The sequence below is a fragment of the Cyclobacteriaceae bacterium genome (genome assembly GCA_030584025.1).
Taxonomy (GTDB): domain Bacteria; phylum Bacteroidota; class Bacteroidia; order Cytophagales; family Cyclobacteriaceae; genus UBA2336.
Window position 1 is genome coordinate 2,975,052 of sequence record CP129487.1, and the last position, 14,949, is coordinate 2,990,000.

At 43.3% G+C, this 14,949-nt stretch carries 7 protein-coding genes and 2 rRNA genes (1 of these 9 cut by a window edge); 3 read left to right on the forward strand and 6 right to left on the reverse strand.

Annotated elements, in window-relative coordinates:
- Window positions 1-6: 6 nt before the first annotated feature.
- A complete protein-coding gene (locus tag QY309_13480; GenBank protein ID WKZ58879.1) occupies window positions 7-1,230 on the reverse strand; it encodes an MFS transporter in 1,224 nt (407 codons plus the stop codon).
- Between the two features lie 134 nt (window positions 1,231-1,364).
- Between QY309_13480 and QY309_13485 the strand changes: the two genes are divergently transcribed.
- Together QY309_13485 and QY309_13490 are read left to right on the forward strand one after the other, a co-directional pair.
- Window positions 1,365-4,505: a glycosyl hydrolase gene (locus QY309_13485; protein ID WKZ58880.1), complete on the forward strand. Its 3,141-nt coding sequence runs from the start codon at window positions 1,365-1,367 to the stop codon at window positions 4,503-4,505.
- 116 nt (window positions 4,506-4,621) lie between these two features.
- Window positions 4,622-7,660: a two-component regulator propeller domain-containing protein gene (locus QY309_13490; GenBank protein WKZ58881.1), complete on the forward strand. Its 3,039-nt coding sequence runs from the start codon at window positions 4,622-4,624 to the stop codon at window positions 7,658-7,660.
- On the opposite strand, the gene QY309_13495 is transcribed toward QY309_13490, so the two are convergent.
- Window positions 7,657-7,833 carry a PLD nuclease N-terminal domain-containing protein gene (locus QY309_13495; protein WKZ58882.1) on the reverse strand — a complete coding sequence of 59 codons (177 nt, stop codon included), beginning with the start codon at window positions 7,831-7,833 and terminating at the stop codon, window positions 7,657-7,659. The genes QY309_13490 and QY309_13495 overlap by 4 nt on opposite strands.
- 11 nt (window positions 7,834-7,844) lie before the next feature.
- Window positions 7,845-8,795, reverse strand: a complete 951-nt coding sequence (locus QY309_13500; protein WKZ58883.1) for an OmpA family protein — start codon at window positions 8,793-8,795, stop codon at window positions 7,845-7,847.
- 122 nt (window positions 8,796-8,917) lie between these two features.
- Here QY309_13500 and QY309_13505 point away from each other — a divergent pair, with 122 nt between their 5' ends.
- The gene (locus QY309_13505) at window positions 8,918-9,775 is read left to right on the forward strand and encodes an SDR family oxidoreductase (protein WKZ58884.1); all 858 of its coding nucleotides are present in this window, start codon (window positions 8,918-8,920) and stop codon (window positions 9,773-9,775) included.
- On the opposite strand, the gene QY309_13510 is transcribed toward QY309_13505, so the two are convergent.
- The 3 genes from QY309_13510 to QY309_13520 all read right to left on the reverse strand — a co-directional run.
- Window positions 9,776-12,427, reverse strand: a complete 2,652-nt coding sequence (locus QY309_13510) for a hypothetical protein (protein ID WKZ58885.1) — start codon at window positions 12,425-12,427, stop codon at window positions 9,776-9,778.
- 129 nt (window positions 12,428-12,556) lie between these two features.
- Window positions 12,557-12,668: ribosomal RNA gene (rrf, locus tag QY309_13515) — 5S ribosomal RNA — on the reverse strand.
- A gap of 168 nt (window positions 12,669-12,836) precedes the next feature.
- Window positions 12,837-14,949: ribosomal RNA gene (locus QY309_13520) — 23S ribosomal RNA — on the reverse strand; it runs 788 nt beyond the window's last position.

The following is a 14,949-nucleotide window of genomic DNA, read 5'->3' on the forward strand; positions in this document are numbered from 1 at the left end:
AACCTGTCAATCTTCTACAAAGTTCAATTCCCGTCCAAAGGTTTCCCGCAATGATCGAAGGGCAAGCAATGCTATAAGGATTGTAGCAACTCCTACAATAAGGGCACCTATAATTATACCCGTATCATCCCGTAAAAACTTGAAAGCAAACGTTAGGGGTACAACCGTTCCGCGAATAAAATTAGGTACGGTGGTAGCAACAGTTGAACGCAGATTCGTTCCGAATTGCTCAGCCGCAATGGTTACAAATAAAGCCCAGTAGCCAACACCAAAACCGAGGCAAAAACAGGTAAAATAAAAGAATGTATCGGTGGCAAAAGGAGGATACAAGTACAGCAAAACAAATCCTAATGTGAGAAGAATAAATACAAAAACAATTTTCTTTCGGGATCGGAACCATTGACTTAGCAATCCACTGCTCATATCTCCGGCTACCAGGCCGAGGTAACTGAACATGACAGCATCACCAGCCACAATCGGGTTCAGAATTCCGATCTCCTGGGAAAATTCCGGAGAGAAGGTGATCAATATTCCAATGGTAAACCAAATCGGTAATCCAATAAGAATACAATTCACGAACCGCTTAAACCGATCAAACGAAGTAAACAGAGAAATGAAATTTCCGCGTTCAACAGTTTGTTGCTTCACTGTTAAAAACATGCCCGATTCAAAAACGCTCACCCGCGCCAGTAGCAATAATAGACCTAGTCCGCCACCAATAAAATACGCCACCTGCCAATCGAAATGCTTGGCAACTACATTTGCCAGTACGGCTCCTAATAAACCCACACTGGCCACCAACGTGGTTCCATATCCGCGTAAGCGTGTTGGCAGAACTTCTGAAACTAACGTTATTCCAGCGCCCAACTCACCCGCGAGACCAATGCCTGCAATAAAACGAAGCCATGCATACTGATCAACGGTTGTTACAAAACCATTGGCGATGTTTGCCAGCGAATACAATAGAATTGATCCAAATAAAACGGACAAGCGACCACGCTTATCACCCATTATGCCCCAGATAATTCCACCCACAAGCAAGCCACCCATTTGCACCCGAAGCAAAAATTCACCTTGGTCAAACAGGGCTGCATCGGGTACACCTAACCCACGAAGACTGGGAATTCGCACAATGCTGAAGAGCAGTAAATCATAGATATCCACAAAATAACCGAGTGCTGCAACAATAACCGGAATACTGAAAAGCTTCTTAAAGTCTCCTTCCTTCATAGGATTAAAGCATTGAACAGGCAAAGTCAAAAAATACTTTTGCAAGTGCAAAGCCTTTAATTGCCATTGATAAAAAAATGCAACATGATTTAGTAATTTAAGGCTATCATCGTCAAAAATTTATCCTAAAACCTATGAAGAAGCTCTACCTGATCGCATTATGTCTTTTCCTGGTGTGGATGCCAACCTGGGCACAACGAAAAGGCGCTACATCAACAGCAAAAACTACGGTTAGCTATGATGAAAAACTTTACAACGGCATAGAATGGCGAAGCATTGGCCCATATCGGGGTGGCCGTTCTGCTGCCGTAACCGGTGTTTCTGGTAAACCCAACCTCTTCTACTTTGGAGCCACAGGTGGTGGTGTTTGGCGCACTACCGATGCCGGCAACAGTTGGGAAAATATTTCTGATGGATTTTTCGGTGGATCAATCGGTGCCGTAGCTGTAAGTGAGTGGGATAATAATGTGATTTACGTTGGAGGTGGAGAAAAAACAGTTCGCGGTAATGTGTCGTATGGATATGGCATGTGGAAATCGGTTGATGCCGGCAAAACATGGACTGCCATCGGCTTAAAAGATTCACGCCACATTCCACGCATACGAATACATCCGAAAAATCCTGACATTGTTTATGCAGCAGTATTAGGTGATCTATTTAAATCTTCCGATGAGCGCGGAGTATATAAATCAATTGATGGAGGGAAAACCTGGAAGCGTACCCTATTTGCCAATGCCGATGCAGGCGCCATTGATCTTTGCTTTGATCCCAATAATCCGCGCATTATGTATGCGAGTACATGGCGAATAAGAAGAACACCGTATAGCCTTGAAAGTGGTGGCGATGGTTCAGCCATGTGGAAGAGTACGGATGGCGGAGAAACGTGGACAAACATCACATCAAACCAGGGATTACCAAAAGGCGTTTGGGGAATTGTGGGCATCTCGGTTTCTCCTGTTAACTCCAATCGTGTGTATGCCATTATTGAAAACGAAAATGGTGGTGTGTACCGCTCGGATGATGCCGGGGAAACCTGGCGTAAGATGAACGACAACCGTAATCTGCGGCAGCGTGCCTGGTACTACACGCGCATTTATGCCGATACCAAAGATGAAGACATCGTTTATGTTTTAAACGTTTCGTATCACAAATCAAAAGATGGAGGCCGCACATTCGAATCAGCCAATGCACCACATGGCGATCATCATGACTTATGGATAGCACCCGAAGACAACCAGCGCATGATCATGGCCGATGATGGTGGCGCACAGGTAACGTTTGATGGTGGCGAAAACTGGAGCACCTACCACAATCAACCAACAGCGCAATTCTATCGTGTTACAACGGATAATGTTTTTCCATATAGGATTTATGGCGCGCAACAGGACAACTCAACCGTAAGAATCTATCATCGTACCGATGGCTTTGCCATTACTGAACAAGATTGGGAAACAACGGCCGGCAGTGAAAGCGGTCACCTTGCACCTGATCCATCCGATCCGGATGTGGTTTATGGCGGTAACTACGGTGGCTTGCTGGAAATGCAAAACCACCGTACGGGTGAAAGTCGTGCCGTAAACGTTTGGCCAAACAACCCCATGGGGCATGGCGCAGAGGATATGAAGTATCGCTTTCAGTGGAACTTCCCGATTTTCTTTTCACCGCATAATCCTAAAAAGCTTTACACTACTTCAAATCATGTGCATGTTTCATTAAACGGTGGGCAGAGCTGGGAAACAATAAGCCCGGATTTAACCCGCAACGATAAAACCAAACTCGGCCCTTCTGGCGGACCGATTACCAAAGACAACACCAGTGTTGAATATTACTGTACCATATTTGCTGCTGGCGAATCGCCATACGAAAAAGATTTTATCGTTACCGGATCGGATGACGGACTTGTGTATGCCACAACCGATGGCGGAAAAGAATGGAAAAATATTACACCCCAAGGTATGCCTGAATTTATGATGTTCAACAGTGTTGAATTTGATCCGCATACAAAAGGAGGAATTTACGTTGCCGGAACACGCTATAAACTTGGTGATTACAGACCCTATCTCTACAAATCAAAAGACTACGGAAAAACCTGGACAAAAATTACAGATGGTATTGATGCCGGGCATTTTACCCGCGTACTGCGTGCCGATCCGAAAAGAAAAGGTTTATTATATGCCGGTACAGAATCAGGCATGTACATTTCGTTTGATGATGGCGCTAGCTGGAAACCTTTCCAGTTAAATCTGCCAATCGTACCGATTACCGATCTTACCATCAAAAATGATAACCTGATTGCAGCCACGCAAGGAAGAAGTTTTTGGTTAATTGACGATCTTACTCCTTTACACCAACTCAGTGATCAGGTTGCAGCAAGTGACTCATATTTATTCAAGCCCATGCCATCCTATCGCATGGGCCCGGCCTTCAGTTTTGGTCGTGCGTCCAGAACAGCAGGCCAGAATCACCCAGGTGGTGTTATGGTGCATTACTACTTAAAAGATACAGCAAAGGCTGAGGTAAGTTTGGAGTTTCTACAACCTGATGGAAAGCTGATCAAGAAATATTCAACAAAGCCAAATCCAAAAGACAAAGTTGAAAAGCTATCGCTAAAGCAGCCGGGAATGAACAAGTTTAACTGGAACATGCGCTACCCGGAAGCCGATCGCTTTGATGGATTGATCCTTTGGGCTTCTTCATTGAACGGACCGCGCGCTTTACCCGGAACCTATAAAGTAAGGCTTACCGTGAATGGAAAAGCACAGGAGACTGAATTTGAAATCCTGAAAGATCCACGATCGGATGCTACCGATGCGGATATGAAAGCTCAATTTGAATTTGCACAGGATGTGCTCGCGAAAGTAAGCGAAACCCACAATGCCATTAAAAAGATACGGCAGGCCCGCGAGCAAATCAATCGGGCCATTGATCCAATTAAAGATCAGAAGGAAGCCATGAAAGATGTTCTTGATAAAGCCAAATCAATTCAGGATCAAATGAAAACCATTGAAGAAACCTTGTATCAAACCAAGAACAGAAGTGGTCAGGATCCGCTAAACTTCCCGATAAGGCTTAACAACAAGCTGGCACACCTGAATTCATTGGCAAGCTCAGGAAACTTTGCGCCAACGGAGCAAATGGTAGCTTTCAAAAACGAAATCACAGCCGAAATTGACAAACACCTGAACAGCCTGAAGAAAATCTTTGATGAAGAAATCCCGGCCTTCAATAACCTGGTAAAACAAAGGAATATTGATGCCGTGGTGCTGAAAGAATAGCATGCCAACGGGTGAACTTTTAAAGGCCATTTCTTAACGGATTTGGCCTTTTTTATTTCAACAACATTTTGCACACATCCTCAAATTCCACAGGTTTTTTCTAATTTACTTCTGAAATGAAGGTGAGTATCTCTCGGATTTTGCTGGCCTGTGTGCTGATTATGTCTGCCAATGTGCAGGCACAAGAAAGGCTCAATACATTTCCGCCATCAAAGCCACTTTCACAAAGTTCTATTGACCAATGGACGGGTGACGATGGGCTCATCTCCAATAACCTGACAAGCGTGGTTCAGGGTAATCATGGCTTTCTTTGGATTACCGCATACAATGGTCTGCTACGCTTTGATGGGCACCACTTTGAATTATTCGATCGTGACAACACTCCCTTTCTGCAGTCAGATGCTTTTTATCAAACCTATAAAGAAGGAGATAAACTCTGGCTGGCCACTCAGGGCAGCGGCATTGTAGTTTATGAAAAAAATACACTGAAACCCTATCAACCCAAAGGGGGCACATTACCAAGCTCAATTCGATGCCTGTTGGTCACCGACAGTACCATGTATGTCGGATCAAACAATAATGGCCTGTTCATTTTAAGAAATGAAATTGTTGAAAAACCAGATTTCGATCCGATAAGCAACACCAGCATTATGGCCCTCGCAATAGATACTCATGGCTCAATATGGGTTGGAACCAATGGTAATGGTGTTGTTAAAATTAAAAATGGCGTATTCACCCACTACACAACCAAAAACGGACTTGCCGGAAATGTAATCAATGCTCTATATGCAACTTCCGATGGGCGCATCTTGATAGGCTCAACTAACGGGCTGGATGTGTTGGAGAATGATCGCATTACAAGTGTCGCATTATTACAAAACATTCAGGTCAACGCTCTTACCATGGATAGCTACGGCTCAGTATGGGCAGCCACAGAACGCGGCCTGGCAAGAATAAATGAAGCTGTCGGAACGGAAGAACTGTTTACGAAAACACAAGGATTGCCAACACTTGAACTTACTTCACTTACGTTTGATAAAGAAGGCAGTCTTTGGCTCACAACGAGTAAAGCCGGATTGCTGCGATTGAAAGATACCGGTATCGTAACCTATTCAGAAGCTAACGGCCTTTCGCTCGACCTGGTAAACACCATCGCAGAGGGAAATAAAGGAGAACTATACATTGGCACAGATGGTGGAGGCATTGATGTCTTCATCAATGGTAAATTCGCAAAGCTTGACCTTAAACATTCGCTAAACAATATTGGTATTCGGGATATCTGCGTTGATAAAGATATTCTTTGGATTGGTTCATACAGCGGGCTGCTTCGAAAGCAAGGTGATCAAGAAATCCTGTATAACATTGCATCAGGTTTACCCGCTCAGGACATCCGAAGGATATTAAAAGATAAAAATGGAGATTTATGGCTGGCCACACGTGCGGGAGGCGCCATTGTATTTTCAAATGGAAAAGTAAAAACCAGCTACAACAAAGAAAATGGATTGGGTGCCAATTATATTCTTTCCATTGAACAAGATCAAAACGGAACAATCTACCTCGGCACCAATGGTGGCGGATTAGCGTTGGTAGACACGAATGGAAACCTGGCAACGCATCACATTACCGATGATGATTCCGGTGTATTGATTTTTAATATCCACATTGACAAACAGGGCAACATTTGGCTGGTGGCTAATACCGGCATATTTCATTTCGATGGCAATCATTTTATTCAGCTTGGCCTTGAACATCAGGTTAAAGGCGAAAGCTACTTCGATTGGGTAGAAGATAATGCTGGAAATGTATGGATAACCACTAACAAAGGGATACTTCGCATTCGAAAAGATGAAGCCATTAACTACATCCGAAACAAAAATAATCCAATAAAAACCCGGCTTTACAACAACTACGATGGCATGAAAAATAAAGAATGCACCGGGGCAACACGTGCTACGCTGGCTTCCTCCGGTGAAGTGTGGATTCCTACAATTGGTGGTGCCTCAGTAATTCATCCTGATCGAATAATTGAAAACCCTATTATTCCTCCGGTTTACATTACCCGCTTGATTACGGATGAGCAAACGTTTCAGAAAAGTGAACAAACAGAAATCAAGTCTGACAACATCCGGTACACCTTTCAATTTACCAGCCTTAGTTTGGTTGCCCCCGGGCAAAATCATTTTAAATTCATGCTGGAGGGCTTTGATAAACAATGGATTGATGGCGGACTGGAACGCGAAACTTCTTATACAAATCTGCCCCCAGGTGAGTATACGTTTAAAGTCATAGCCTCAAATAATGATGAACTTTGGAATACACAAGGGGCCGAATTAAGATTTCATGTAAAGCCTTTCTTCTATGAAACAAAATGGTTCTATTTTTTACTTACCTTACTTGTAGCCGGTTCACTTTTTGGCATATACAAATGGAGGATAGCCGATATTGAAAAGCGAAACCGTGAGCTAAAAAAGGTAAATAGTGAATTGGATAAATTTGTCTATAGCGCTTCACATGATTTACGCGCCCCCCTGGCATCAGTACTTGGCCTTGTCAATGTTGCCCGGTTAAGCGATGGTAAGGATATACCACTCTACCTTGATCTTATTGAAAAGAGTATTCAACGATTAGATGGATTTATACGCGACATTATTGACTTCTCACGGAACGCCCGTATGGAAATTATCCGGGAAGAAATTTCATTTAATACCCTGATTCACGAAGTGCTGGATGATCTCCGTTACCTGGATGAAAAAAACCGAATACTAAGAATGGTTACCGTAAACGGTCACGGAGTTTTCCATTCAGACAGCCGAAGGTTAAAAATCATTCTGGCTAACCTTATTTCCAACGCAATCAAATATCATAACGTCCGAAAAGAAAACCCTTTTATCGAGGTAAAAGTTGATTATGACGACCACCTGGCAACCATTAGGGTAATTGATAATGGATCTGGGATTGCCGAGCAGCACATGCTAAACATTTTCAAGATGTTCTATCGTGCTAATGAAACTATCAAGGGATCAGGCCTTGGATTGTACATTGTAAACGAAACAGTTGAAAAGCTAGGTGGCGAGATCAGTGTTTCATCAAAACTTGATGAAGGAACTACATTTACCGTTAGCCTGCCAGCAATCGGAAAACTGAATACCAATTAAAGCTTAATTATACCGCGACTAATCGCATACCAGGCAAGCGAACCAACAATTGGTAAAAAAATAATAACTACTGTCCATAGCAGCCTTTTCTCCACGCTGGACTCCCTTTTCCATACATCAATTATTGCCAAAATGGCAATAACGATGATTAACAGTCCTAATATCCTTACCATAAAGTACAAGTTTAGTTTGACTCCAGTATTTTAAACAATTCATCAAGATTAGGCGTAATGATAATTTCAGTCCGCCTGTTTTTCTGTTTATTCTGAGGGGTGTCGTTTGCTGCCAGGGGAATATACTCACCCCTACCAGAAGCGGTGATTTGCTTGGGAGAAACACCAGCCTTGGTTAAAATTTTTGTAATGGCTGTGGCGCGCATCACACTAAGATCCCAGTTATCCTGCATGTATTGCGATTTTCTGGAGATCGGCACGTTGTCTGTGTGCCCTTCAATCAAAATGTTAATATCTTTTTGATCTTTAATGGCTTTGGCTAATTGCTGCAAAGCTGTTATTCCTTTACTGTCCACATCAGTACTACCGGAAGCAAAAAGAAGTTGCTCCGCCAACGAAACATATACCTTACCATTTTTAACATTTACTGTTAGATCATTCTCTTTAAAATTTAACAAGGCATTCGAAATTTTATTTTTAAGATCGTTCACAGCCTTATCCTTGGCTGCCAATACACTCTCCAACTCTTGAACCTTCTTTTCACGTTCAGTCAGGCTTACATTAAGAGAATCGTTCATTCTACGTGTACGATCAAGGTTTGCCTGAATAGCCAATAATTGCTCCTGCTGCTGCGCCAAATCACGATTAAGCTTACCACTACTGGTGAGTAAATTTTTATAATAAGCATTGAGCTGGGTATATTCCTTATCTAGGTCATTCAAACGGGCTTCACGCGCACGAAGGGTTTCCGCCATTGAAGTGGTGTCAGCTGAAAGCTTCTTTACACGCTCATCTAGTTGCTGCAAAGATTCATTAGCTTTTTCAAGCTGACCTTCCTTGTCAGCTAAATCTGCTTCCAGTCTTACTTTTTGCGCAAGAATATCATCGTATTTCTTCTTGGTAACCACACAAGAAGAAAAGAGGATAAGAATTAAAAATGCAGTTGTAGATCGTAAGCTCATCAGTTTAAAAAATTAGTGAAACAAATATCGTACAACCTAACGGAAATAAAAATCCATCAGCCGTACGCACAATACTAAGTTTAGGCTAAATTCATGTCCTCACAAAATCTAAAAAGTTATATATGGAAGGAATGCTGAAACCAGGAACGCTGAAAAACAAAACAGTAATTATTACGGGGGGTGGCACGGGCTTAGGCCGATCGATGGGGAAATATATGCTGGAGTTGGGTGCAAATCTTGTGATTACGAGTCGAAAGCAAGCTGTATTGGAAAAAACAGCAGAGGAGCTAAAAAACGAAACCGGTGGCAACGTCTTGCCTGTAGCCTGCGACATCCGGAAATATGAGGAAATAGAAAATGTAATACGTCAAACTGAAGCAACATTTGGACAAATATATGGAGTACTTAATAATGCTGCCGGTAATTTCATCAGCCCTACAGAACGTCTTTCTCACCGCGCTTTCGATATTGTAGTAGACATTGTGCTGAAAGGAACATATTATACAACACTGGCTGCAGGTAAAAATTGGATTGCCAAAAAACAGCCAGGCGTATTCCTGAATATTGTTACCACCTATGCGTGGACAGGCTCAGGTTATGTGGTTCCATCGGCTTGCGGTAAAGCCGGAGTATTAGCCCTCACAAGATCGTTGGCTGTTGAATGGGCTAAATACAACATCAGAAGCAACGCGATTGCCCCAGGCCCCTTCCCTACTGAAGGAGCGTGGAGCAGATTGCTGCCGGGTGATTTGGTAAAAAAATTTAATCCGGCAGATCGTATTCCCCTTAAACGGGTTGGTGAACATCAGGAGTTGGCCAATCTTGCAGCATACCTCATGTCAGATTATTCCGCCTACATTAATGGAGAGGTGATCACTATTGATGGAGGCGAATGGCTTAGAAATGGTGGTGAATTCAGTCACCTTGAACACATACCTGAACAAATGTGGGATATGCTGGAAAAGCAACGGGGCCGATGATTAATTCTGAATGGGCTGTATAGTAAGTTGATCTGCAAATACCGAACAATAGTACACATTGTTTCCGTCCAAAAACAACGCAATTGATTCAGCTTCAACAGGAACAGAGGTCAGCAGTTGACCTGCCGCATCGTATAGGTATGCTAAATCCTGAGTAACATCTGCCAACACATAATAAACCCGGCCAGAACCAAAATCATAAAACTGAACATCAATGGTATTCTTTCCGACAAAATCATTAATCAAAATTCGCTGACCTTGTTCATTCAACAGTTCAAATTGCTTTGAATTTTGTCTGGCTATGGCGAAAGATTTCCCAGTGTGTTCAGGTATCAGCGCAAACACATCGTCAACTGCAGTTTTTACAAGCGGCTCCCGACTAACGATCTTTCCTTCAACATTGAATTTAACTTTTACACCATCTTTCGTCACCACAACAAAATTGGTTGTTGCTACGGTGTTTCCCGGTTCAAGAAAATATCCCCCTGCAGGTTTGTTTTCCAGATTGAGCGGGAAGCCCTTAATATCCTCACCTCTTCGATTAAAGAGATGAACAATCCCATCTTTTCGAATAGCAAGGATAAAATCCTTTCCCCGAATGCGGTGGTGTTGCGCAGAAACCAAAAGCGGACCATCAATGGATCGGGGCTTCCAACCATCCAGATTCTTTCCCTCTTTGTCCAGTAGCCATAATTTGCCCGACTTTTCGGTTAACAGATATCGATACCGTTTGCTGTTATCATAATCAACAACTTGAACAAATTCAATTAATTGATTTGGAGCAGCAACAGGGAATGGAGATACGGTGTTACCAAGGCGATCAATAATCTCCAATTTACCATCAGCCATAAAAAACAATTGGAGTTTATTGTTACTCAAGAAGTCAACCTGATCAATCCGATCGATAATTTCCCCCTGAAGATTACGCTTCCATAGGCGCTTTCCATCCAACGAGAAATAATGAAGTCCATATATTGAATCCTGAACCACAATTTCATTTTTCTTGGTCACGTGGTTCTTAACAAGAAAAGGCCCGTTAATTATACGATGCTCTAAATTTGCTTGGATTCGATTGGGCTCTTGTTGCGCAATGTTATTCTGATCATCTATTATAAATGAAACATTCGTATAGAAATTATTATTCAACGAACTGAATTGAACTGCAGCAAAACTCAATGTATTCAACTCTCCTCGTATTGATTTATTCAACACATTTGTCCATCTGGAATTTAGTCGCTTCTGAAGATAACCATACGCACGAGGTGGATTTATATAAATACTGTAATTGGACTCAAGTAAAGTAGATTCAAGATGTTGATTAAACAATACAGACTTACCCCAAACTTCTTCGCGATCTATGTCGTCTAAAAATCTACGAAGATCTTCAACTTGTTCTGCTAATATTACCGTGTTCTCTATTTGACAATAGTAAGTTCTTTCAAATCCATTTACCAAAGGTTTGAATAGTTTTTGGGGTAAATTCATCAAATCAATTTCCTTTATTTCATAGGTGGAATATCGCTCGAAATAAAGAGAATCTTCCTTTTCAGTAGCTGCCGCCAGGCGATCAAACGTATTCAACCATTGTTCGGTATTTGATGCCGAAAGCAAAACAACTTTTGAGAGCTTGTCACCCCGGTCTTCGAAATAACATATTGCCAATTCCTTGCCTAGACCCAAATAAAGTTCCTCTGGGTCTATTTCTCCGATTACCCGAATTGAGTCGAGAAAAGCACTATTCTTACTAATCGGCAATCTGTTAAAAAGAATTTTTCCATCTGTTACTCCGAAACTCGTTACAGCCAATGCACGCATTGACGTATATCTCTTTAAAGAATAAGGCACAGGGGATTGATCATAAAAATAATATAGCAATTGATCCGTATTAGCTCTGTCTGCGGAGCTAAAGCCATTTAAAATGATATTATTTGAATTAATTTTTACATCGAGTAAAGAGGCCTGGCCCGAATTTGAAATCTTTCCCTCTTGCAAAAAGGTTATTAACCACTGCGAAAATCCATTAAGATTTACATAAAGGTTACCCGCATCATGCTTAACATTCGGAAATTGCTGAACTCCGGACAGCGTTGTACCAAAATTTCTCTTTACTCCCGACTTATAGGTTCGGATGATATCTTCAACCAAAAACGGAGTAAAACTACCTACCCAAATTCCCTCGAAAGCCGTCCATGAAAATACACGCTCCCCAATTCTTACTTCATTAATTTGTATTCCATTGAGTTCGCGCTGTGAAACTTTAGAACCTTTCTCTCCAAGAGAGAGCAAAAAAGCTTCAACACCCTTAGCTTTATTATCAGGTAAGTAATAAACAAAATCGAAATCATCCTTTTTGGTGATGTGAAGGGATACCAATAACTTATCTGCTGACTTTACTATAACCTCCCACAATTGCCTGGCATCCCCGTCAGCTGTTGAACCAATAATAACTTTCTGAACCGCTGACCAAATTGCAATTTGTTGGATTTGACTTTGACACTCTTTACAATCACCAACCTCGTAGACCAAGACTGTTTGCTCAGCAATTACATCCCAAATGGTTGTAGTACGCGTCTCAAAATAACCCTTATACAAAAGGAATGCTGCTATCGTAAGGATAATCAGCAGCGTCAAAACCAGTGGAGTTCTTTTCACTAGTAGATTTTGAATTTCTAATTAGTCTTCAACTTACCCACAATTGGTGTAAAAATCTACTTTCTAGAAAAAGTACAGACTTTTACCCAACAAAAAAGCCTCACATTTCTGTGAGGCTTTTGAATAAAAAATAGGCAACGACTTACTCTCCCACGTTTTACCGTAGTACCATCAGCGCTGGTGGGCTTAACTGCTCTGTTCGGAATGGGAAGAGGTGATCCCCACCGCTATAGTCACCTTAAGACCTTCAGTGATTTTCATTGAGGTTTGACCCCCAACGTCCCGATTGCTCGGGATCACCTTTAAGATTGGTGAAGCGTGGCTGCTCCAATATCTTTGACCACCGGAAGAGGTAGATGTTTTCAATGTATGTACCGTAAAGGTTAAACCACGAACATAGGGCTTGCCCGAAAAGAAGTTCCCGGGTAATTAGTACTGCTCAGCTTTGACATCTCTGCCTGTACACCTGCAGCCTATCAACGTCATCATCTCTGACGCCCCTTAATGGAAGTCTCATCTCGAGGTGGGTTTCGCGCTTAGATGCTTTCAGCGCTTATCCCGTCCCAACATAGCTACCCAGCGGTGCAGCTGACGCCACAACTGGTACACCAGCGGTTAGTCCAACCCGGTCCTCTCGTACTAAGGTCAGATCCTCTCAAACTTCCTACGCCCATCACAGATAGGGACCGAACTGTCTCACGACGTTCTGAACCCAGCTCGCGTGCCACTTTAATAGGCGAACAGCCTAACCCTTGGGACCTTCTCCAGCCCCAGGATGTGACGAGCCGACATCGAGGTGCCAAACCTCCCCGTCGATATGAGCTCTTGGGGGAGATCAGCCTGTTATCCCCAGAGTACCTTTTATCCTTTGAGCGATGGCCCTTCCATACAGAACCACCGGATCACTATATCCATGTTTCCATCCAGCTCGACCCGTCGGTCTCACTGTCAAGCATGCTTATGCTATTGCACTCCACGTACGGTTACCAAGCGTACTGAGCATACCTTTGAAAGCCTCCGATACACTTTCGGAGGCGACCACCCCAGTCAAACTACCCACCACACACTGTCCCCCGATTAATCGGGGTTAGACATCAAGAAAACGAAGGGCGGTATTTCACCGTTGACTCCCCCGAACCTAGCGGCCCGGGATCATTGCCTCCCGCCTATCCTACACATCATCCACCCAATGTCAATGTGAAGCTATAGTAAAGGTTCATGGGGTCTTTCCGTCCCGTGACGGGTACACGGCATCTTCACCGTGACTACAATTTCACCGAGCTCATGGCTGAGACAGTGCCCAGATCGTTACACCATTCGTGCAGGTCGGAACTTACCCGACAAGGAATTTCGCTACCTTAGGACCGTTATAGTTACGGCCGCCGTTTACTGGGGCTTCAGTTCAATGCTTCGCAAGGTTGCCCCCACTAACATCCCCCCTTAACCTTCCAGCACCGGGCAGGTGTCAGGCCTTATACTTCATCTTTCGATTTCGCAAAGCCATGTGTTTTTGTTAAACAGTCGCCTGGGCCTTTTCACTGCGACCTCCCCGATTGCTCGGGGGAGGCATCCCTTCTTCCGAAGTTACAGGATTAATTTGCCTAGTTCCTTAGCCATGATTCACTCGAGCACCTCAGGATTCTCTCCTTGACTACCTGTGTCGGTTTGCGGTACGGGTACCTTATCAATTAACGCTAGCGGGTTTTCTTGGAAGTCTGATTACGTCCTCTATCCCTTTGGCCGAAGCCTCCAGGTACTATTGGGTTTCAGCATTCTCTGCGGATTTGCCTGCAGAAAATATACCTACGCCTTTCAACGAACTATTTCGTCAGTTCGCGGAACTGTCACTCCTCCGTCTCCACTTCGCTTGATACGGTAGTACCGGAATATTAACCGGTTGTCCATCGACTACCCCTTTCGGGTTCGCCTTAGGCCCCGACTTACCCGCGGTTGATTAACATTGCCGCGGAATCCTTAGTCTATCGGTGGACGGGTTTCTCACCCGTCTTATCGTTACTTATGCCTACATTTGCTTTTCTAACCTCTCCACAACCCATTACCAGGCTGCTTCTCCGATGTTAGAATGCTCCCCTACCAGTTGATATTGCTATCAAATCCTAAGCTTCGGTAGTACACTTGATGCCCGATTATTATCGATGCTCTGTCGCTCGACCAGTGAGCTGTTACGCACTCTTTAAATGAATTGCTGCTTCCAAGCAAACATCCTGGCTGTCTAAGCAACTGAACCGCCTTAGTTCAACTTAGTGTACATTTTGGGACCTTAGCTGTAGATCTGGGTTCTTTCCCTCTCGGACACGGACCTTAGCACCCATGCCCTCACTGCACGGTATATTTAGTACCATTCGGAGTTCATCTGGATTTGGTAGGATGTGACTCCCCCTAGTCCAATTGGTAGCTCTACCTGTACTAAACTCAACCCGCACGCTGCCCCTAAAGGCATTTCGGGGAGTACGAGCTATTTCTCAGTTTGATTAGCCTTTCACCCCTACCCTCAGCTCATC

Bases quoted from the DNA above. Each gene is read 5' to 3' on its own strand.
- QY309_13490 (WKZ58881.1), top strand. From the start codon at position 4,622: ATGAAGGTGAGTATCTCTCGGATTTTGCTGGCCTGTGTGCTGATTATG.
- QY309_13505 (WKZ58884.1), top strand. From the start codon at position 8,918: ATGGAAGGAATGCTGAAACCAGGAACGCTGAAAAACAAAACAGTAATT.
- QY309_13480 (WKZ58879.1), bottom strand. From the start codon at position 1,230: ATGAAGGAAGGAGACTTTAAGAAGCTTTTCAGTATTCCGGTTATTGTT.
- QY309_13500 (WKZ58883.1), bottom strand. From the start codon at position 8,795: ATGAGCTTACGATCTACAACTGCATTTTTAATTCTTATCCTCTTTTCT.
- QY309_13485 (WKZ58880.1), top strand. From the start codon at position 1,365: ATGAAGAAGCTCTACCTGATCGCATTATGTCTTTTCCTGGTGTGGATG.
- QY309_13495 (WKZ58882.1), bottom strand. From the start codon at position 7,833: ATGGTAAGGATATTAGGACTGTTAATCATCGTTATTGCCATTTTGGCA.